The sequence below is a fragment of the Flectobacillus sp. genome (assembly GCF_049240685.1).
GTDB lineage: Bacteria > Bacteroidota > Bacteroidia > Cytophagales > Spirosomataceae > Flectobacillus.
Genome location: NZ_JBMLSD010000352.1, coordinates 1 through 23,346, shown reverse-complemented (window position 1 = coordinate 23,346; position 23,346 = coordinate 1). Strand labels below are relative to the sequence as shown.

7 protein-coding genes are annotated in these 23,346 nt (G+C 38.4%); 6 read left to right on the top strand and 1 reads right to left on the bottom strand.

Translation table 11 applies throughout. The features are described 5' to 3' along the window. Positions 1 to 94: 94 nt before the first annotated feature. The gene (htpG, locus tag ACOVQ4_RS15925; protein ID WP_421821617.1) at positions 95 to 1,909 is read right to left on the bottom strand and encodes a molecular chaperone HtpG; all 1,815 of its coding nucleotides are present in this window, start codon (positions 1,907 to 1,909) and stop codon (positions 95 to 97) included. A 689-nt stretch (positions 1,910 to 2,598) separates the two neighbouring features. Between htpG and ACOVQ4_RS15920 the strand changes: the two genes are divergently transcribed. The 6 genes from ACOVQ4_RS15920 (at position 2,599) to ACOVQ4_RS15895 (ending at position 23,109) form a co-directional block, all read left to right on the top strand. After that, on the top strand, positions 2,599 to 14,094 hold the full coding sequence (locus ACOVQ4_RS15920; RefSeq protein WP_421821616.1) for an SdrD B-like domain-containing protein: 11,496 nt from the start codon (positions 2,599 to 2,601) through the stop codon (positions 14,092 to 14,094). Between the two features lie 129 nt (positions 14,095 to 14,223). Next, positions 14,224 to 15,225: a type IX secretion system membrane protein PorP/SprF gene (locus ACOVQ4_RS15915; RefSeq protein ID WP_421821615.1), complete on the top strand. Its 1,002-nt coding sequence runs from the start codon at positions 14,224 to 14,226 to the stop codon at positions 15,223 to 15,225. Positions 15,226 to 15,321: 96 nt separating this feature from the next. After that, complete coding sequence (locus ACOVQ4_RS15910) at positions 15,322 to 17,769, top strand: carboxypeptidase regulatory-like domain-containing protein (RefSeq protein WP_421821614.1); 2,448 nt, start codon at positions 15,322 to 15,324, stop codon at positions 17,767 to 17,769. Positions 17,770 to 17,839: 70 nt separating this feature from the next. Then, the gene (locus ACOVQ4_RS15905; protein ID WP_421821613.1) at positions 17,840 to 20,914 is read left to right on the top strand and encodes a two-component regulator propeller domain-containing protein; all 3,075 of its coding nucleotides are present in this window, start codon (positions 17,840 to 17,842) and stop codon (positions 20,912 to 20,914) included. 28 nt (positions 20,915 to 20,942) lie between these two features. Beyond that, positions 20,943 to 21,692 carry a LytR/AlgR family response regulator transcription factor gene (locus ACOVQ4_RS15900; RefSeq protein ID WP_421821612.1) on the top strand — a complete coding sequence of 250 codons (750 nt, stop codon included), beginning with the start codon at positions 20,943 to 20,945 and terminating at the stop codon, positions 21,690 to 21,692. A gap of 499 nt (positions 21,693 to 22,191) precedes the next feature. Beyond that, positions 22,192 to 23,109, top strand: coding sequence for a PorP/SprF family type IX secretion system membrane protein (locus ACOVQ4_RS15895; RefSeq protein WP_421821611.1), 918 nt, complete (start codon positions 22,192 to 22,194; stop codon positions 23,107 to 23,109). The last annotated feature ends 237 nt before the right edge of the window (positions 23,110 to 23,346 follow it).

The window sequence follows — 23,346 nt, the reverse complement described above, 5'->3', positions numbered from 1 at the left end:
ACACAAAACTTAAATATAATTCTGCACGAATACTTAAGTGTCAAGTTATGAAAATATTACATTCACAATTCACACATTCAAAATTCTACATTGATTATAATCCTTGTGCGGTACGTTGGATAAAGGCTGTTAAGTCTGAACCAGTCAACAAGTTTTGAGACAATAACGCAAGATCATATACTTGTTTGGCCAAACGTTTTTGTTCGCCTTCCTCCTCTGTTTTCAAAATTTTATTAATCAAAGGATGATTGGCATTAACAGCGATAATATAATTGTTTGGCATCGCTCCAAACATACCCATGCCACCACCAAGTTTTGACATATCGCTCATACGGCGCATAAATTCATTTTGCGTCACAATCGCAGGAAGTTCGTCAACTGGCATAGCCTCTACTTGAACCGACTTATTTTTGTCGTTGATTACCTCGTCAAAAATCTTTTTAACGGTTTCTTTTTCTGAATCTGAAAGTACAGCTTCTAAGGCAATGCCTTTATCAATTAATTTTTCTACAGTATCGGCATCCACACGCTTGAGGTTAGTTTTGACCAATTTGGTTTCAAGCATATTGATAAAGTGGCTATCTAATACTGTGTCAAGTTTCAACACATCGTAGCCACGTTTGGTTGCAGATTGGATATACCCATCTTGAGCCTGCAAATCAGTAGCATACAAGTATACTACGTCATCATTTTTATCTTTTTGATTTTCTTGAGCAAACTCGGCGTATTCGTTTAGCGTGTAGTATTTGCCAGTAGTGCTTTGAAGTAAACAAAAGTCTTTAGCTTTATCATAGAATTTCTCATCTGAAATCATTCCATATTTTACAAAAAGACCAATGTTTTCAAATTTTTCCTCAAAACCTGAACGATCGTTTTTAAACAAATCATTTAGTTTTTCGGCAACTTTTCTAGTAATATAGTTGTTGATTTTCTTCACGTTTGCATCAGCCTGCAAGAAACTTCTTGATACATTGAGAGGAATATCAGGAGAGTCGATTACCCCGTGCAAAAGCATCAAAAATTCAGGAACTACATCTTTTACTTCATCTGTAATAAATACTTGACGGCTGAATAACTGAATCTTCTCTCTTTGTAACTGCAACTCATTTTTCACTTTAGGAAAATACAGGATACCAGTCAAATTGAACGGATAATCTACATTGAGGTGAATCCAGAAAAGCGGTTTTTCCGACATCGGATAAAGCTCCTCATAGAATTTCAGGTAATCCTCATCTGACAGCTCCGAAGGGGATTTTGCCCAAATTGGCGTAGGGTTGTTTACAATTGCTTCTTCAAATTCAATTTCAATTGGAAGGAATTTGCAGTATTTATCAAGGATTTGTTTTAGTCTAAAACTTTCGAGAAACTCAAGCGAATCATCGGCTACATAAAGGATAATATCAGTACCTCTTCTTTCGCGAGTAGCTTCAGTAATTTCAAACTCAGTTGAACCATCACAAGTCCATTTCACAGCCTGCGAATTGTCTTGGAAAGATTTTGTAATAATATCAACTCTCTCAGCTACCATGAATGCCGAGTAGAAACCAAGACCAAAGTGACCAATAATAGCTTTTTCATCACCTTTGTCTTTGTATTTTTCGACAAACTCAGTAGCACCAGAAAAGGCAATTTGGTTAATGTATTTTTTTACCTCTTCGGCAGTCATACCAATCCCCGAATCAGAAATAGTGATAGTTCGAGCATCCTTATCAAAACTTACTTTCACTTTCAATTCTCCTAGCTCGCCTGCATACTCACCGATAGCAGATAGGCGCTTCAGCTTTTGAGAAGCATCAACAGCATTTGAAACTAACTCTCGTAAGAAGATTTCATGGTCTGAGTACAAAAACTTCTTGATAATAGGGAAAATGTTTTCGGTATGAATCGAGATGTTACCTTTTTCTTGCATGGTCATTTTGTCATTAATTATTTATAGTAATACAAACCAGATATTCGTAGAATGACGTCGTAATCGACATAGCGATATTGACAAATACAATTCCAAAACTGCATAAAGTGCCAAATTGTCAGCGCTCACGTATAAAGTACTGCCACTTAATAAAATATATGCATAAAATTTTGTCATAGTCAAAAAAAATAGCTTGTTTTGTAGCATTAAAAGCTAATATCGGATAAGATAGGTGCTTCGCTCGCAAATAATAAATTTATATACTTCCTTTCGTAACCTTAATTGGTATCCTTTCGGTTAGTGCTCTTTTCAGAGTACTGGTTGTGTCTTATTGTATTTCAGAAATTTTTATTAAAGCAAAATTTTGGCATAGTTTTGGCTTTGCAGGCTGGTCACATTTTTAGTAGTTTGTCCTACAAAATTATATTGACTAATTGTAGTTGAATTTTTATGACAAAGTACGCAAATCGATGATGTGCGCTTGATTTAGTCGTATCAACTTAAGGCTACCAAAGGCTCTAGAATTAAAAAGGGGCTTTGGCACAGTTTTGGAGTATTTTCCATAAAATCTCAAATTATCGAGAAGCCTAAAGTAACTAAATCATGTGAGTCCGAGGTTTGAAAAAACCGGTCGATAAAACAAGATTTTGGTATCCTCCTAAGTAATTAAAACATTAACAAGAAATCGGATGAAAAAAACATTTACATTCGAGACTGGCACTTGTAGCCAAGCGAATCATAGGTTTTCATCGCATTTGCAGCCTAAAGTAGTTAATATCCTAAATGCTTCTGATAGCATATCTGCTGTTATGCCCCTAAGTGAAGATTCACCATTTGTTAATGCTCCTTCTGATTGCTTATTAGGTAGCCAAATACCACAAGGTCCTAGTAGTGAATTTTATCAATTAAACATACAGCAAATGAATCTTTTTACCTACCTGACACGAGCGGCTAATAATCTATTTCAGCTTCGAGGTTTGAACAGCCTGAGTCATTCAGTGTTGTCTAATTCTCGAATGATGAAAGCTGTGTTGAGCTTATGCGGAAGTTGGGGTTTGTCTACTTTAACAAATCTCCCTACTTTTCGTAAGAACAACAGATTGGCAGGACGCTCATTGAATGGTTTTTCTACCCTTCGAACTGTTTTTGCTTCTTTGATCCTGACTGTATTGACAGCATGGACTACCATAGCTAGCCCAGATTTGTCATTGACCGCTAGTATTAGTAATGCAAATCCTAATCCTGGAGATTTGGTTACTTATATTATTAAGTTAAAAAATAGTACAGGCGATAAAGCTACCAATATTTCTGTTAAAGACTTCTTACCAACTACTTTGGAGTCTATCGTGTATTCAAGTCCTGCATCGGGCGTTACCTATGATAATGTTAATAAAAAATGGGTAATCTCTCAACTACTAGGTAATACAGAAATAACGCTTCAAGTTCAAGCAAGAGTAAAAAGTGGCGACCTTGGAAGAGGCATCGCCTATGCTACTTTTGAGGTAGTAGCTCAAACCGAACCTGACTCAGATTCAGTACCAAACAATAAAAATATAAATGAGGACGACCTAGCAGCTGTATGTTTTTCGGTCCCAACTTATTTTTCGAATGGAAGTGTTTTTGAGGTTTCGATACCAGACGGTTTAACGAATGTAATATGGACCCGACGCGTTGGAACTAATGGCGTTGCTACAGCCATCACGGATACCACCTCAGGCTCGGGTGCTTATGTTAAAAAAGGGTGGTTATATGTAGAAAGGATTACAGATTATACAGAGTTTACTTTCAGTGCTGTTAATTCATCATGTCCTGTAACGGGATGTTGTCCAGTAAAGTTTATTCCTGATCCTTTTGGTTCGATAGGAAATTATGTATGGAGTGATGTGAATGCCAATGGTATTCAGGATGCCACCGAAACGGGACTGTCGGGTGTGAAAGTAGATTTGTACACAAGTGCAAATGTTTTTGTAAAAACAGTCACGACAACTTCAACGGGTTATTATTTATTTGATAATCTGACTTCGGGTACTTATCAGGTACGTATTACACTTCCTGCAAAGAGTCAAATCTCTAAAGCTAATCAAGGGAGCGATGATGCGAAAGATAGTGATTTTAATGCACTTGGTCGTAGCCATTTAGTTACAATCAATACGACTTTAGCTGTTACAGATACTTTAAGAAATAATCCTAATGTAGATGCAGGCATTGTACCGTTAGGCTCTATTGGAGACTACGTATTCAACGATAATAATAAAGATGGTATTCAAAACACAGGTGACACTCCTGTAGCTGGATTGAAAGTTTCTTTATTAGATAAAAACGGAAATGTAATTAGTACGACTACTACCAATGCAAGTGGTAAATATGAGTTTATAGTTGCGAGTGGTCAATACTATGTACTATTTGATAAACCAGCAGGTTCTACCTTTACCTTAACGGGAATGGGAACATCCTCTACAGACTCTGACGCTGGAACAGATGGTAAAAGCGCACTTATTACAATAGACGCTACCAAACCTGTTGGTGATCCTGCTCGTGACAATAAAGATATCGATGCTGGTATCATTCCAAGCTGTAATGTAAATACTGGTAGTTTATTGGCAAGTACCTCAACATTATGTTTGCCAGCAGGAGGTTCTTTAACTCTCTCAGCTTCGGTGTCTACTGCGCCAACAGTGCCAACTGGATACACGGTAAGTTATTTGTTGAGCAAAGGTACAACAGGTGTTATTGTACAAACTGCTACAACTCCAAGCTTCTCAGTAAATATCGCCGATGGATATAAAATCCATACTATAGTATATAATACAACAGATATTAATTTAACCACGGCAGTTACCTTAGGAACTACTAAAGTTTCAGACTTGCAAACTACCATTTCAGGTAAATGTGTAGCGCTTGATGCGTCTGGCGTAGGGTTCAATGTAACTGGAAATCCAGAGATGCCAACCGTGGTTGCATCCGCCAGTGCAATTTGTGCGGGCGAAACAGCAACTTTGACGGCAACGGGAACAGGTACTTCATTTAAGTGGTACACATTACCAACCGGCGGAACGGCTTTTGCTACTACGGCAAGCATTCAAGTAAATCCAAGTGCAAATACATTCTATTATGTAGAAACACTCAATGCAAATGGATGTACTAGTGCAAGAAAAAGCATACAAATTACCGTTAATGCCAAACCTACAACACCTACAGTGTTGGCAAGTTTAGCAAACCAATGTACACCTGTAGCAACTACTACAGTGAACTTGGCTTCTGCTATCACTAGCACACCATCTACAACAGGGGGCATATTTGAATGGAGAACTAGTTCGGCTTCAACTTCGGCTTTGGTCTCAAATCCATCTGCGGTAGGTGCTGGTACGTATTATTTATTTGAAAAATCGACAAATGGATGTTATAGTATTCCAGTTGCTGTGACAGTGAATATTACTCCTTGTTCTTGTCCAAATCCTGCAAGCGTTGTTTTGGCATCAATCCCATCACAATGCGTAGGAAGCTTTACTCAACTACAATTGGGCGCTACTTTGAGTGGCGGAGCTACTAGTGGTACATGGACATCGACAGGAACGGGTACTTTTGACAACTCATCTAGCTTAACAGCTAAATATACCCCTTCAGTTGCAGATGCGACAAAAGGAAGTATTGAATTTACCTTTACTACAAACGACCCAGATGGAAGTGCCGCACAATGTTCAGCAGCAGTTTCAAAAACTACCTTTACTTATAAAGCACGACCTTCAGCTCCAATAAACTTATCGGCAAATTCAATTTGCTTGGGCGAATCTACCACACTCACTGCCGATGCTGGAGGTAATACTATCAAATGGTATACAACTGCAACAGGTGGTACTGCGGTAGGAACGGGGTCTATTTTTAATGTAACCCCAACCATTGCAGGAACGATTACTTGTTATGCAGAAGCTGTTACGGCTGATGGTTGTACAAGCGAGAGAGTAGCAATTGATTTTACAGTATACCCTCGCCCTACAACACCAACGGCTACAACAACATTGGCGAATCAATGTTCGTCGGGTGCAACTACTACGGTGAACTTGGCTACTGCTATCACTAGCACACCATCTACAACTGGTGGCGTATTTGAATGGAGAACAGGTCAATCTCCAACATCGGCGTTGGTCTCAAATCCATCTGCGGTAGGTGCTGGTACGTATTATTTATTTGAAAAATCGACAAATGGATGTTATAGTATTCCAGTTGCTGTGACAGTGAATATTACTCCTTGTTCTTGTCCAAATCCTGCAAGCGTTGTTTTGGCATCAATCCCATCACAATGCGTAGGAAGCTTTACTCAACTACAATTGGGCGCTACTTTGAGTGGCGGAGCTACTAGTGGTACATGGACATCGACAGGAACGGGTACTTTTGACAACTCATCTAGCTTAACAGCTAAATATACCCCTTCAGTTGCAGATGCGACAAAAGGAAGTATTGAATTTACCTTTACTACAAACGACCCAGATGGAAGTGCCACACAATGTTCAGCAGCAGTTTCAAAAACTATCTTTACTTACAAAGCACGACCTTCTGCTCCAATAAACTTATCGGCTGATGGTATCTGTTTAGGACAGTCTACCTTGCTAACAGCTGAGGGTCTTGGTAATACTATCAAATGGTATACTACAGCAACAGGTGGTACTTCGGTAGGTACAGGTTCAAGCTTAAGGGTAACTCCAACGGCCGTAGGAACTGTTCAATACTTTGCTGAGGCTGTTACTACAGACGGTTGTATAAGTGATAGAGCAATGATTGCTTTCACAGTTAATAATTGTCAAACCACTGATTTGGCAGTTGTTAAAACAGTTACTGATGTGGCAAGTGCTCAAACTTCACCATCTTATTTAGTAGGACAAACTATCAACTACGCTATTGTAGCCAAAAACTTAGGTAGTTCAAGTGCCTCAAGTGTTAAAGTAAAGGATGTATTACCAGCAAGTTTGTCATTTGTAAGCGCCGAACCTTCAGCTCAATATAATGCTTCAACGGGTGAATGGTCTATTGGAAGCTTGGCTGCTGGTGCGGAGGCAACTCTGAATATTAAAGCGGTAATTTTAGCAAAAGGTAGCATTGTTAACGAAGCTGAAATTTCAAGTCCAAGCGAAGATCCTACTAAATTGGGTAACAATAAATCAAGTGTGACAATAAACGCAATTGAGCTCGCAGATTTGAGTTTAACTAAAACAGTTTCAAATGCAACGCCAAACCTCAATGATGAAATTGTATATACCTTGACAGTTTCGAACCTTGGGCCTCACACGGCAACAAACGTAGAAATTCAAGATGTTCTTCCTGCAGGTTTGAGTTTTGTGTCAAGTACAACTTTAACAAATAATAACGGAACTTTAGTAGGCACCATTCCAAGTATTGCTAAAGACGGAAAAGTAGAATTTACCTTCCGTGCAAAAGTGACTTCTGGTGGTAAGATTACGAATGCTGCTCAGATTACTAAATCTGATGTGAAGGATCCTGATTCAACACCAAATAATGGTACTGACAAAAATGAAGATGACGATAATAGCGTGGATATCGTTACACCAAATATTTGTAATGTTAGTGCTCCAGTGCTAGCTGCTGAGAAAACAACTATTTGTCCAGGTCAATCCGTAATTATTACAGCAGTTGGGTGCTCTTCTGGTCAAATAAAATGGAATACGGGAGAAACTACTGCCTCGATTACTGTAACTCCTACTATTAATACAACTTATACGGCAACATGTACACAAAATAATTGTACAAGTAATCCGTCAAGCCCACTTAGTATTACAGTTACATCACCAACTGTACCATCAATAGTAGCCTCTTCAACATCTATTTGTGGAACAGGTTCAGTCACATTGTCTGCTACAGGTTGCTCAGGTACTGTAAAATGGTATGGTGGTTCACAGGTATTAACTGGCGCATCGGTAACGGTTTCACCAACTACAACAACAACTTATACGGCAACATGTACGGTTTCGAGTTGTGAATCTGCAAAATCACAGGCAGTAACAATCACGGTGGGAACTCCAACTCCTCCAACGATTAGTCCTGCATTATCAGAAATTTGTTCAGGATCTCCATTAACATTAAGTGCGGCAGGTTGTACAGGTGGTACTATTGAATGGTCAAATGGAATGACAGGTTCTTCTATTACAGTAACACCGACAGCTAATACCAATTACACCGCGATATGTAAGCTCGGAACTTGTTCAAGTCCAGCTTCAAATACGGCAAGTGTAACTGTGTCAGAATTTGCTAAACCAACTATTGTGGCATCTAAAACATCGATTTGTGTTGGTGAAACAGTAACCTTGACAGCCACAGGATGTAACGGAACGATTAAATGGTCAGATGGACAAACGGGAGCGACTGTTTCGGTCAAACCTTCGGTAACAACATCTTATACTGCTACATGTGCATCTACAAGTTCGACGTGTCAATCGGGTACATCAAATATAGTTGAAGTAAAAGTAAATAGTGCATCGGTAGAAGCTCCAATCGTGGTATGTGGTGACCAAGAGATTTGTGTGGGTCAAGAAGTGGTATTCTTAGCATTGGGTTGCTCTAATGGTACCGTTAAATGGTCAAATGGAATGACTGGTGCAACTATAACAGTTAAACCAACTATTACTACCGTTTACTCGGCTATTTGTTCGATAGGTTCTTGTGAAAGTACTAAATCGAATGAAAAAGAAATCGTAGTGAAACCTACAGTGGTTGTAAATCTAATTGCATCAGCTGATAAAAATAATGTATGTGCTGGCTCAACAGTTACTTTGACAGCAAAAGGATGTGAGGCTGGTAAGGTAACATGGACAGGCGGCTTGACGGGCTCAACAATTACAGTGAATCCTACTGTAACAACTACATACACAGCTTTGTGTACAGATGTGGCTTGTGCTACAGATGCTAAAGCAACTGTGACAGTCAATGTGGCATCTGATTTGCCAACACCTGTAATTGTAGCAAGCACCACCTCTTCAGTTTGTGCTGGTACAGAAGTTACCTTAACGGCAACAGGATGTACAGCAGACTTGTTGTGGAGTACTGGAGAAACAAGTGCAAGCATTAAAGTTAAACCAACAATTACAACAACCTATACCGTACAGTGTAAATCAAATAGCTGTGCAAGTGCAACTACTAAAACTTCAGCTCCTGTTACAATTTCAGTTGGTTCTGGTGTAGCACCTGTAGTAACGGCATCTGCAAGTACAGTGTGCTCAGGTACACAAGTTACTTTGACAGCAACTGGATGTGGTTCAGGAACGGTAACATGGTCGAATGGTAAAACTGGTGCATCAATCACAGAAACGCCAACTTCAACAACTACCTATTCGGCAACGTGTAGTGGCGCTTCTTGTACAAGTGGAGAATCAAATAAAGTGACAGTGTCAGTTACACCATTGGCAGTTCCAACCATCAGTGTGGTGTGTACTTGTCCTGCTAAGTTTATGTGTCCTGGTAGCTCGATGACATTGGTAGCTTCTGGATGTGAAGGCGGCTCTTATCAGTGGTCAGATGGATTTACTGGTTCAATTCATACAGTAAGCCCAACTCAAACAACGAATTATACAGTTAAGTGTGTTACAGCCTCATGTACTTCTGCTTCATCAGCAGTAACAACAATTACCGTAGGAACGCCAACAGCCCCAGTAATTAGCAGCGATGTTCTTTCGGCTTGTGCAGGCTCTTTAGTTAATTTGACAGCAACTGGTTGTGATGGTGCAGTAATTTGGAGTGACGGTCAAATTGGTACAACGGTTTCTGTAAAACCAACTGTAGCAACGACCTATACGGCAATTTGTAAATTAGATAAATGTGAAAGTGGAAACTCTAACGAATTGACTATTCAAGTTGGTAATTCGGCTACAAAACTATCTACAAAAGACTTAGTGAATACTTGTCCAGCAACAACTGTAGATTTGACATCAGCAGTGTTGTCTACGGTATCATCGGGTAGTACACTTGAATTTAGAACTGGTGCATCAATTACATCATCATTAGTGACGAATCCTCAAGCGGTGTCTACAACTGGTACTTATTATGTAGTAGAGAAGTTTGCTTCGGGTTGTACTTCTGCTCCAGCTGCAATCAATGTGTTTATAATTACTGATTGCTCTACCAAAGATTGCGCTGCAACTCCTGCTTCTGTAAATGCAGGTGCTGATGCTACGATTTGCGATACAAAAGCATATCAATTGAAGGGTGCGTTCTCTGGAGCTGCAAGTTTTGCAACATGGAAATCTTCGGGTACAGGTACTTTTGATAACCCATTATTGCCTACAGCAACCTACACTGCCTCAGCGCAAGATGTTGTTAATGGTTCTGTAAAATTATACTTGACTTCGAATGACCCAGATGGTACAGGACCATGTGTGGCAGCTGTGGATACGATGATTTTAACCATCAATGGAATAAAAGTAAAACCAACAATTTCGGTTACTGGTAACCTTACAGCTTGTACAACAGATTCTGTAGCCTTAAAAGCAATTTCAGGATATCAATATAAATGGTACAAAGTTGGATCAACCAGTGTTGTTTCAACCGCACAAACCATCAATGTAAAAGGAATTGGTAGCTATTACTATATCTTAAGCGACGCTAATGGCTGTACTTCGGTACCTTCTGATACCGCAACGCTGAATCCTCTTGCAGATATCTCAGCTCCAGTGACTAAAAATATCACGATTTTAGCTGGTCAGACTGCTAACTTGAATAGTTTGGTAACATCTTCAACTCCAACAGGTGCAACATTGGTGTTCAAGACTGGTGGTTCTGCAACAGCTAATGATGTAGCTACTCCATCTGCAGTGGGCTTGGGAACTTACTATGCATTCTATCGTACTGCACAAGGATGTTTCTCTGCTGGTTCACCGATTACAGTGAGTACAGATTTGATAGTGATTGATTTGGCTGATATTGGTGTTAGTATATCAACAGATAAAGCAACTTATGCTATAGGAGACACTGTTTTGACTACAGTGAGAATAGTAAACTCTGGTCCAAGAACTGCTAAGGGAGTTGCTCTAAGTGTAATTATCCCAGGAACACTTACCTATGCAAGTCAGACAGGAGGTTTAATCCAAAATGGAAATTCAGTAGGTGTAAATATTGATACACTTGCAATGAATGGTACTAAAACTTACACATTCAAATCAGTAGTAACAAGTACTTCGGAAGCAACGATTACTGTATCAGCAAGCTCTAGTACTGTTGATCCAAATACAGCTAATAACAAAGCTTCAGTTACAATCAATGCTGGTGTTGTGGATCCTAATGCTGCTGATGCTGCCATTGCAATTGTTGCTGACAAAACAGCTATTGGATTAAATGAAACAACTACGTTGACAGTAACTGTTTCTAATAATGGACCAGCTACCGCAAAAGGTGTTAAGGTAACAACTACCATCCCTACTGGCTTTGAGTTGATGTCTGCCCTAACTGGATGGACAGTGAATGGAAATATTTTGACGGTTAATTATGATTCTTTACAAAAAGGAGAATCAAAATCGCTGACATTCATTGCTAAAGGAGTTACCTCGGGTAACCTTTCATTTGGTGCAACGGTAGCTTCGAACTTGGATCCAAAAACAGAGAATAATTCTGCTTCTGTAACTGTTCAAGTAGGAACTATCAACCCTACGGATATGGCCGATTTAGCTCTCAGCTTTACAACCGATAAGTCGATAGTAGCAAAAGGTGATGAGGTAGTTTATACGTTGAAAGTTCAAAACAACGGCCCTGCGGCAGCTTCAAACATTGAGTTGAGAGCTCTGTTCCCTCAAGGCTTAACATTCATTTCTGGTGATGTTACAAAAACAGCAGACTCGATAAAAGCTATTATCAATAACTTGGCTGTTGGAGCTTCAGCATCGTTCTCTTACAGAGTGAAAGTAGATGAAGATAAGACAATCTCAACTACAGCAACAACAACGAAGTATAGCCCAACAGACCCATTATTGACCAACAATACTGCAACCGCGACAATCGTATCAGCCAATGATACGCTTTATGCAGATTTGTCAGTAGTCAAAACAGCAAGTGCAACTACCATCAACAAAGACAGTTTGGTAACCTACACAATTAAGGTTTCAAATGCGGGTCCTGGTAATGCCAATAATGTTGTTTTGAAAGACTTCTTGGTGAGTAATTTATCATACATCAGTGGGGATTTTACTTCAACTGGCAAAACAGCAACAGGGGATTCATTGAAAGCTACTATTGCAACAATTGCTAAAGGAGAAACAAAAACCCTAACCTATAGTGCTCGTGCGGTATTACAAGGAGTTGCGCCTAACACTGTATTCGTAGCAGGTTCAAGTAAATTGGATGCGGTGAATGATAATGATAAGAGTACCATTGAAGTTAATATTATCAATAATGTTGTCAATGATTGCAAATTAGGCTTAGCATTGGCGGTGATTGATACAATCCAAACTTCAACAGGTGTTTATAATGTGACTTATCAATTGATTGCTAAAAACTTCTGTAGTGATACCTTGCGTAATGTTAGCTTAGTAGATTCGGTTGCTAAAAACTTCCCTTCTCCAGCAACATTTACAGTAGGTACACCAGTATTGAAGAATACAAGCAACTTGGTTATTAATGAAGCATTTGGTGCAAGTGATCCAAACTTGGTAAAAGCGGCTTCTAGCTTCATGATTCCTAACAAGGTAGATACCTTAATTTATACTGTAACACTTACACTAAATGGCAACAAAGGACCATACTACAGCCAAGTAAATGGTTCGGGTATTGCTCCTAGTGGCACGGTAACAGCTAAGTCTTCTGCTGGTACCAATGTAAGTGCAACTCCTAGCAGAACCGTTGTACGCTTCGACTTGCCACGAACTTTGATTGGTGTGGCTAAAGAAGTGCTAGCATCTGGTTTGAAACGTGAAAGTACCAACGAATGGACAGTTCCTTACGTAATTAGAGTGGTGAATATGGGTGTAAATAGAATCACTAAGTTATCAGTAACCGATGACTTAGATGCGGTTTACACTTCGAAAGGAGCTACTATTGTAGGTCAACCTACGGTTTCGACAAATCGTCCGGGTGTGAAAGTAAATTCTAAATACACAGGTTCTGGTTTGAATATCGATTTAGTATTGCCAGATTCGTCTGCCCTAGGTGTTGGTGATTCAGTATCAATCAACTTAACAGTAAGAGTTAATACTACTGCTGCCACTGATTCGGTATTCAGTAACGTTGCAATCGGTAAAGGAACAGGCACAGATGGTTTGACTTACGAGGATATTTCAACGGCTGGTTCTGATCCAGATCCTGACAAAGATGGTGATCCTTCAAATAACAAGGTAGCTACTTCAGTAACGTTGAGTAACCCAGTGAAACCGCTAGGTGATGCAGCAATTGGTGTGGCATTGTCGGCTGGTAAACCAGTAATGCAAACTGATAGTACATTCAATGTGAAGTTCAGATTGATTGCTCGTAACTATGGTAAGGATACCCTAAACAATGTAGTTCTTGCTAACCATATTCAATCTAATATTGGACAGCAAGTAACAGCTTGGTCATTAGTAGGAAAACCAACATTGGTAAGCGGAGGTGTGAAACTTGATTCATTATTCGATGGAATTGCCGATACAACGCTTACAGTAGCAAGCAGTACATTCAAGTTTGCCAAAGGCGACAGTATCGTGATTGAGTACACATTGAATATCCGTGAACCACTTCAGGATACCATTTATACTCAAGCTAGCGCAACTGGTATAAGTATTGCTGATTCAACGAAGATAGCGTTCGACTTATCAACAGCAGGTACGAACCCAGACCCTAACGATGATGGTAATCCTTCTGAAAATACCAAGACTCCAGTAATCTTTGATGCATCCGTTACTGACAGTCCATTTATTCCTGAAGGGTTCTCGCCAAATGGTGATGGTATCAACGATAAGTTCGTAATTCAGCCGCTAAATCCAGACCAACGCGTAGAATTGAAAATCTTTAATAGATGGGGAAGTTTAGTTTATGCTTCAAGTGACTATCAAAACGACTGGGGTGGTGAAGCCAACCAAGGTGTGAAAGTAATAGGAGATGGACAAGGCTTACCTGACGGTACTTATTACTACAGCTTTACACGTTATGATAGAACAACTGGTGAAATTATTCTGACTCAAGGTAAAAACACGGTAGTTAGATACTTCACAATAGTGAGATAATACAACAACATCCTAGCGTGAGCCTTTCACGCTAGGATGCCTAAATAGTTAAAAAATCAAATCAAAGAAAGAGATGCTAAGTAGTTAACCATTCCTTTTTCTTTGGTATTTAATTTAAACCATCATCCAATGAGACGCCAAAGTTTGCTTTCGAGAGCTAAAACCGCAATCATCTTCTCACTCGCCTTGGGGCTGGCAAGTGTAGAAAAAGCTCATGCTCAGCAAGAAGTCCAGTATTCTCAATATATGTTTAATATGCTTGCCGTAAACCCTGCCTATGCGGGTAGTCGCGACGTATTGAGTATGACTGGAATATACCGCCAGCAATGGGTAGGAATCGAAGGCGCACCTACCACCCAATCATTTACAATAGACCTCCCTGTAAAAAAAGAAAAAGTTGGTATTGGCCTTCAGGCATATCATGACCAAATTGGGATTTTCAATAATACTGGTGCCTATTTTTCGTATGCCTATCGGGTAAAAGTTTCACAACGCTCTACTCTAGCAATGGGTATTCAAGCGGGTGCAACTAACTTGGTTGGCAACCTTACTGGCGTTCGTCGAACTTTGAATAATATCGATATCGACCCTGCCTTTAGTGGTAATACTTCAAAATGGCTTCCAAATGTTGGTACTGGTTTGTACTTGAGTAATGACCGTGGTTATATAGGTGTTTCGGTTCCTAACTTAGTCCAAAATGAACTTCGTACTTACACTGGTAACGAAGATACGCTCAAGAAAGCACGTCAAGAAAGACACTATTTCTTGATGATGGGGTTTGTGGTACCACTTGGTAGTTCATTGGCATTGAAGCCTTCTGTTTTAGTAAAAGCTACTCGTGACGCAGCTGCATTTGACTTTAACCTAAACCTTTGGATTCGTGACAGGGTAGCTGTTGGAGCGTCTTGGAGAACAAACAATCAAAAATTTGATTCGCCATTTGCTAACCAAAATGGGGATGCAGCAATTGGTATGTTGGAAATTCAGGCTAGTGACCAGTTCCGTATAGGTTATTCGTATGATTTCATGCTGAATAGCTTACAGAGTGCGCAAAAAGGTAGCCATGAAATTATGTTGAGATATGAGTTTGGATTTAAGAAAGCCAAAATTCTTACTCCTCGTTATTTCTAGTGCCTGGTAGCCTGTGTCATACTAATAAGGTATCAGCCTTAATTGCTTTATCGTTTTTGAATTTGCCCCACCTTGATGTTATAACTGTTTAGAAAAATGATTAACTGTAAGAAAATAGGATTGGTGATTCTTACTATATTTCTGATTTTCTCAAAAACTTCTGCTCAAACTATAAAAGATGCAGAAGCTGAATTTGAGAGAATGAGTTATTTGAATGCCGCCGAGATGTTTGAACATGCCCTCAAAGGCAAAATTTCTGATGCCGATAAACAGGCTGCCAAATTGAAGTTGGCCTATGCTTATCGACAAATTAAAGACTCTCAAAATGCGGAGAGAGTCTACAAGGAGGTTTTGGACAACCCATCTTTCTCTGGCGATTCAAAGGCTTATCTCTATTATGCACAAGCCCTTGCAACCAATGGTAAATATAAAGAATCTCAAGATATCTATGAGAAATATGCTAAGTTGACAGGTAGTGAGAACAGAACTTCAGGTTTTCAACGACTTTATAAAAACGTAGAAACTCTCAATAAAAATCAGGCCTGTTATAAGGTAGAATACCTAAACCTTAATACCGAAAAGGCTGATTTTAGTCCAACTTATTATAAAAATGGGTTTGTCTTCAACTCTGGTCGTACCGAAACTGTCGGACTAAAAAGAGTATACGCTTGGGATAATTCAAATTTTCTCGACTTATATTACTTATCTGATATTAGTAAATTAACTGCATCGCAACCCGCAGGATTAGGTGGCTCGTCAGCTAACAAAGAACGTAAGTTTAAAGCTCCTCCTGTAGTAGGGGAGGACGAATACACGCCTGCAACTCCTAATGATTCAAAAACAATTGGCTCTTATGGAAGTACAGGTATGTATAAAGGATATGCTAATACTCCCGAAACACCAGTTACTCAAAGTGAGGTTTTTTCTAAAACCTTGAACACCAAGTATCACGAAGGGCCTGTTACTTTTACTAGTGATAGCCGTAAAATTATTTTTACTCGTAACAATTATAATTCTGGAAGTTTTAAGACTAGTGCCGATCGAGTAAATAAGTTAAAACTTTATACTGCTGAGGATAAAAAAGGCGATGGGCAATGGTCCAACGTAAAAGAAGTACCTTTTAATAATAATGAGTACTCCACAGGGCATCCTACTCTGACAAAGGATGACAAATTATTGTATTTCGTCTCTGATATGCCTGGTGGTTTTGGTGGAACCGATATCTATGTAGTAGAATACAACAATGGTACATTTGGAACTCCTGTAAACCTTGGCCCACAAATCAATACCGAAGGGAATGAAATGTTTCCTTTTGTAGATGAAAAGGGTAATCTCTACTTTGCCTCAGATGGGCATGCAGGACTAGGTGGCTTGGATGTATTTTTTGTTGAGCTTCAAGATGGAAAGACCGCAAAAGGAAAAATTAAAAATCTAGGTGCACCAATTAATACTAGTCAAGATGACTTTGGTTTGATTACCGATGGAGAACGTAAACAAGGTTTTTTAAGTTCTAATCGCAAACGTGGTGGAGCCGATGATGATATTTATCGTTTTACTCGTGAATGTGACGAGAAGCCCGACTGTAGAGAGTTGCAGGTTATCGTTTTTGATGCAGAATCTAAATTGCCACTAGATAATGCCGACGTTGAGGTGTCTACTGAGGGAAAAACCGAAATGAAGAAAACGGATTCGAATGGTACCTTCAAGATTTGCTTGGATGAAGATAAATCATATTTGTTAAAGGCCTCACGCGAAGGATATCTTCCCAATACGGTAGGGTATGCCGCCAAAGATGCCAAATTAGAGCAGTCTACTTTGGATATTCCCCTACAACCTGTAAAAGAAGTAGAAGGCGATTCTTTATCAGCTAGAATTAATCCATCTGGAAACCCTAACCCTGCCCTCCCTTGTAAAGTGACAACTTTGAGAGGTCGTGTGACTTCAAATAAAGATAAACAACCAATTGCCGGGGTATTAGTTACACTAAGAAATGAATGTGATGGTACTATTCAACAGGTAGTGACTGGGCCAGATGGTCGTTATCAGTTCGATATCTGTCAAGGATGTGACTATAACTTGGAGGCGGCCAAGGAGAATTTTGGTTCGAAAAGCAATAAAATTAAGAAGGTTGGCGACAATCCACCAAAATACATCAACTCTAATTTGAGTATGTTTGAAGAAGGGGATGTAATCACAATCGATAATATTTATTACGATTATGGCAAATATAATATTCGTCCTGATGCAGCAAGAGAACTTGAGAAGTTGGTAACATTAATGAAACGCTATCCTAAAATGAGAATAGACCTTCGTTCGCATACAGATTCGCGCTCATCTACTGAGTTTAATCAAAGATTATCTGAAAACCGTTCGAAATCAGTGGTAAACTACCTTCGCCAAAGAGGTATTGCATCTACTAGGTTAGAATCATCAGGCTTTGGCGAAACTCAATTACTCAATGAGTGTGCCGATGGAGTAGAATGTACAGAAGAGCAACATCAAACCAACCGAAGAACAGAATTTAAAGTAATTCAGATGCAATAATATTTGAGTGAAATGTTTATTTGAGTCCGTGTAAAAGATAACTTTACCTTACACGGACTTTTTTTGTGGCATGAAACAATTTTTACTTTCTATTTTACTTCTTTTACCTTCTCTAAGTTTTGCCCAGTATCCTTTTTTAAGGTCATATACTGTGGATAATGGATTGCCCAGCTCAAATGTGTATCGAGCCTATCAAGATAGCAAAGGATTTCTCTGGTTTTGTACTGATAAAGGAATTGCTAGATTTGATGGATATCACTTTGAAAGTTTTTCCACAAAAAACGGCTTGCCCAATAATGATGTATGGCAATGCGCAGAGGACAATCAGAAAAGAATTTGGTTTCTGACCTACAGCTCAGCCTTTTATTATTTTGATATAAACGATAATAAATTTTACACTATTCCTAATCCTTATCCAGATTTGCAAGATTCTCATATCTGGTGTTATGTGCAAACTTCTCCTTACACCATGCAGGCGATATTAAGCAAAGGTTTGGAGATTTTAGAAATAGATATCCGCAAGCGGGTTGTAAAACGATTTATGCCTCGCAAGATTGGAAACCAATCATACCCTTTTGTCAATAATAAAACCCACCTAAATGTTAGGATGAGTATAGGTTCGCCCTTTGCGCTAAGGGCTTATTCCGAAGGTTTGGCTCACAATATCAAAAGTATTCCTCATGTGCTTCCTGACTTCAACAAAGGACATTTTCCTGTCGAAATATTCGATAAATTGATTACAATACTTTTTGAAGATGATAAAACTATTTATGCTACAGCACAAAAGCTAGTGGTACAAACCAAAAACGGCTTACGACAAATATCACTATCGAGCCTGAGTTCATTTAAAAATAATGCTATTAGCCTCTTACTCAACACTGGTAGCCTCAAATACAAACTTTGTGTAACAGAAAAAGAATCATTTATACTTGATGAAAATTTTCATCGACTTCATCAGTTCGACTTTATCAATAAATACGTTATCAATACCATTTATGTAGATAGCGAAGAAAATTTCTGGTTTTGTACCAAAGACAAAGGGTTATTATTTTTATCAAAACAAGCCATGTATTCGGTTACCTATAATTTTGCAGAAGGAAATTCAGTGGTAGCAATGCAGCCTTTTGAAGATAAAATTATTTTTGGTACTGGAAAAGGTGATTTATACAGAATTAACCCTAATCAAACTATAACAAAGTTACAAATTAATGACCCTATTCAACTTCCTGTTCGAGATATTGCTATCACCAAAAATAAAGCCATGATTGCTTATTCTGGGATGGACTACACGATGTATCAGACTAGGGCCTTGATGCAAAAGGATAAATTGTACACCAATAAAATTATTAAACGTAATGGACACCATGATTTGAATGAGCCAATTAACAGAAAATATGATGGAGAAAGTATTCATTGGATAGATTTTAAAACCATCGATACTCTCTACGCAAATACCATTATTGGGTACAATGCTTTGATGATGGTAAAAATATTTGAGTCCAATAATCATTATAAGTCACAAAGAATTTTCTCTAAGGTAAATATCCCTAAGATTGTTGCTATGCACGTAGACAATAATCGCAAAATATGGGTAGGTAATTCGAAGGGAATATATCGCTTGTCCTTGATTGACTCGAGTGCAGAATTATTTGATAAAGAGAAAATTCAGTATCCCTTGCTAACGCGTGCCGTAAAGTGCTTGATTTCGGACAAAAATCATAGAGTATGGGTGGGAACCAATGGCTTTGGCTTATATGCTTTTTATGGGGGGAAACCGCTTGTAATTAAAGAACTTAACTACGAAAATATCAATGCAATCTATCTGGATGATTCTACACAAACCGTATGGGTTGGTACGAATAAAGGGGTTTTTATTGTATCGAAAATTAACTTCGAAAAGCAATGCTATCAACTCAAAAAGTTGTCAGTAATTCAGGGCTTACCTACTCATGAGGTTTATTGTTTAACAATACAAAAAAACAAAGCGTGGATTGGTACAGCGAATGGCCTATTCAAAATAGATATCAAACATATTCTTAATACTAGCTTGCCAAAAGCTCAGGTTCCGTTGGTGATTCGTCGGGTAAAAGTTAATAATCAAGATACCCTTGTAACCACACATTATGAACTCGAACATACTCAAAACAATTTGACCATAGAGTTTGTAGCACTTTCTTATAGAAGTAACAAAAATATTCGGTATCAGTATCGTCTATTAGGAAGTAATCAGTCTAATACGCTTTGGCGAGAGGTCGAGGAGTTACAGCTTAGTTTTCCATTTATGCCTCCAGGAACGTATACTTTTGACTTGAGGGCTTATGATGTTACAGGAAAAATTACCCAAAAAATCCAACCGATAATTTTTCACATAAAGGCACCATTTTGGCAGGAAACTTGGTTTTGGATGATTATATCTGTAATAATAGCAGTGGGAGGTATTTTTGTAGTGTATGCTCGTATCAAGTTTATTCAAAAAGTAGAATCCGAAAGAACTGCCGCAAATAAACGCTTTGCGCAGCTCGAGCTACAGGCACTTCAGGCACAAATGAATCCTCATTTTGTATTCAATGCCCTTAGTTCAATTCAGTACTATATTTTGAATAACAATATCGAGGCCGCAAATGATTATCTAAGCCGATTCTCAAGATTGATGCGTTTGTTTTTGGAATCTTCTCGGAATAAATATATTGCAGTAAATGAGGAGTGCGAATTGTTGGAATATTATATTTCACTCGAACAACTAAGATTTAAAAATAGATTTGAATATGAAATTCGAATAGATAATAATGTACCTATCGAAACAGAAATTCCTGCCATGCTGATTCAGCCTTTTGTCGAAAACGCAATCAATCACGGCCTTGTTTACAGTACAAATAATGAAGGAAGGCTGAGGATATCTTTTCAAAAAACCGAATATTTTATTCTTTGTGTAGTAGACGATAACGGTATTGGACGAGCCAAGGCAGCAGAACTAAAGCAAAAATCCCTGAAATCTTATCAATCACAAGCTACACAAATTACCATAGAAAGGATTCAATCGCTTGAGTATATTGAAGAAACTAAAGTCGAAGTAAATATTATTGATAAATTTGACGAAATAGGTGAGTCTCTGGGAACAAAAGTAGAAATACTTATTTATCTTTGAGAAACCAAATTATCCCTAATTGTTAACCATGCTTAGAGCTATCATTGTTGATGATGAGAATAATGCACTAGAAGCTTTAAAAACTCTTTTAACCAGTTATTGTCCGCAAGTAAAAATTATAGAAACAGCCACTTCTGTCGAGGAAGCATATCAAAAAGTTGTTACCTTTAATCCTAATCTTTTGTTTTTGGATGTAGAAATGACCAACGGAACAGGATTCGATTTACTGATGAGATTTGATGAACCTTCCTTTAAAGTCATTTTTGTAACAGGATTTGATCAGTATGCTCTCAATGCTATTAAATTTTCGGCAATAGATTATCTCCTAAAGCCTATCCATGTTGCTGAATTAATAGAGGCCGTAAAAAAAGCCGAAAAACAACTCGATAGCCAAGATAATCTAGGTGAACTACGTAATTTACTCAGTACCTTAAACAATCCACGAAACCGTAAAAACAAAATTGCAATTCCTACTCACAAAGGTTTCGAAATGATTGAAGTACAGGATATTGTTCGTTGTGAGGCTTCGAGTGGCTATACTTTGATTCATTTGCTTCAGGGTAAGCCAGTTATGTCTTCCAGAGATTTGAAAACTTACCACGAATTGTTAGAGGAGTACGATTTTTTTCGCATTCATGACTCTCATTTAATTAGTCATTTTCATATACAAAAGGTCTTGAACGAAGATGGTGGCGTAGTAGTACTCACCAACGATATACGCCTACCAATCGCTCGCCGACGTAAATCTGATTTCTTAGAATGGTTGCGAGGTAGATAACCAATTACTTTGCCATATCAACCATATATTTGCTAATTGATGCCGTATAAAAGGTGTAGATTGATTCTCATGGACCCAACCTGTAAATTTACTCCGTGTGTTAGACCTCTATACTTATTGAGGACTCTCTTGTTTAAGGCAACTGGAGGGTCCTCTTTTTTTGTAAAAAATGATTTTTCGATTGAATATACACTAATCAAAAAGGATGCTTGCTACTATGCATAAATTAGCTAGGTAATCGTGCAGAATCAAATCAAACAATTGGGCTTTCGACAAAAACCAATTTATCATTAATAAAAAACAAATTAACACGCTTTGCCTAGAGCCCCTTGCAAATAACTTAAATTTAATTTTGCCTCCTTAATTCATTCTACCCAATTACTTAAACATTTAAGGCTCGTCTAATTTTCTTCTATTGCATAATACACCTGTAGCTACTAAATTCGCTCTAAAACCTCATGAATACTTAGGTTTTTGATAGATAAAACTCAAATTTATTATGAAAAAGCTTTTACTAGGGGTAATAGCCACCTTGTTATATTTTCAAAGCTATTGTCAACAAGATCAGTTGTACTATACTTATCCTTTCATGCCAATGACCATTAATCCTGCTTATGCAGGTGCCAAAGAAGTAATTTCTTTTTCAGGTATTTATCGCAAAAGACCCTTGTTTACCAATAACATTGGAGCAACCTCAACGCAACAATATTTTAACTTTGATATGCCAATCTCTCAAGATAAAATGGGGATAGGTTTTCAGGCGTACAATACAGATCAGGCCATAGGAATTGGCGGAAACTTGGCGGGTAATCTAGGTCTGTACGGTAATTTTGCTTACCGTTTCAATATGCCAAATGATGGCAAATTGGCCGTTGGCGCATTGGCAGGCATAACACAAGTGCCAGCTATTTTTGGTGCAGGTGGTTCTGGCACCACACGATTACGTTCAAGCTTCGGGTTGGGAGTATATTATCAAAATGACGATTGGTATGCTGGTGTTTCGATGCCCAATATCAATGCCTCAAGCGATGGATATAATGTTCCAATTTTTGTATCTGGAGGTTATTTGTTCCCCTTGTCTGATGATTTTATGCTCAAAACAGGTGTTGTATTTAGACGTATTAGCAATGGCAATTATAATCGTAATGATGTAGATTTACATGGAGTACTTTGGGTAAAAGAAAGATTTGGTGTTGGTGTTTGGTATCAAAATACAGGCTCCGAGTTTGTGAATAAAGCATTGTTGGGTTCATTGGAAGTACAACTGAACAAAATGCGAATAGGTTATTCATACGACTTTCAGGGTAGTAATTCCACAAATACTACTTCACCTGCCAATCAAGGATTTCATCAGATTATGCTTAGGTTCGACTTTGATGCTGGTAATGGTAAATCGGCACAGTTTAAGTATTTCTAAAAGTAGTCAAAATAAAATTTAGGCTTTCAGGCTGTAGGTAGTTAGCTAAAGAAGGTGCTTGATTAAAATTTGTATTTCTTCAGTAAAAACGCAATGATTGCATCTCAAGCCATTCATCTCTAGTTTAGAAACATTAAACATGAGTCATCCCTAATTTAGCGATTTAGTGATTGCGCAAAGCAGTGATTATGTTAAAAATTAGATTCTCCAAGTAGAGACGCAATGCTTGCGTCTCAA

Bases quoted from the DNA above. Each gene is read 5' to 3' on its own strand.
- ACOVQ4_RS15900 (WP_421821612.1), top strand. From the start codon at position 20,943: ATGCTTAGAGCTATCATTGTTGATGATGAGAATAATGCACTAGAAGCT.
- ACOVQ4_RS15895 (WP_421821611.1), top strand. From the start codon at position 22,192: ATGAAAAAGCTTTTACTAGGGGTAATAGCCACCTTGTTATATTTTCAA.
- ACOVQ4_RS15905 (WP_421821613.1), top strand. From the start codon at position 17,840: ATGAAACAATTTTTACTTTCTATTTTACTTCTTTTACCTTCTCTAAGT.
- htpG (WP_421821617.1), bottom strand. From the start codon at position 1,909: ATGCAAGAAAAAGGTAACATCTCGATTCATACCGAAAACATTTTCCCT.
- ACOVQ4_RS15915 (WP_421821615.1), top strand. From the start codon at position 14,224: ATGAGACGCCAAAGTTTGCTTTCGAGAGCTAAAACCGCAATCATCTTC.
- ACOVQ4_RS15910 (WP_421821614.1), top strand. From the start codon at position 15,322: ATGATTAACTGTAAGAAAATAGGATTGGTGATTCTTACTATATTTCTG.
- ACOVQ4_RS15920 (WP_421821616.1), top strand. From the start codon at position 2,599: ATGAAAAAAACATTTACATTCGAGACTGGCACTTGTAGCCAAGCGAAT.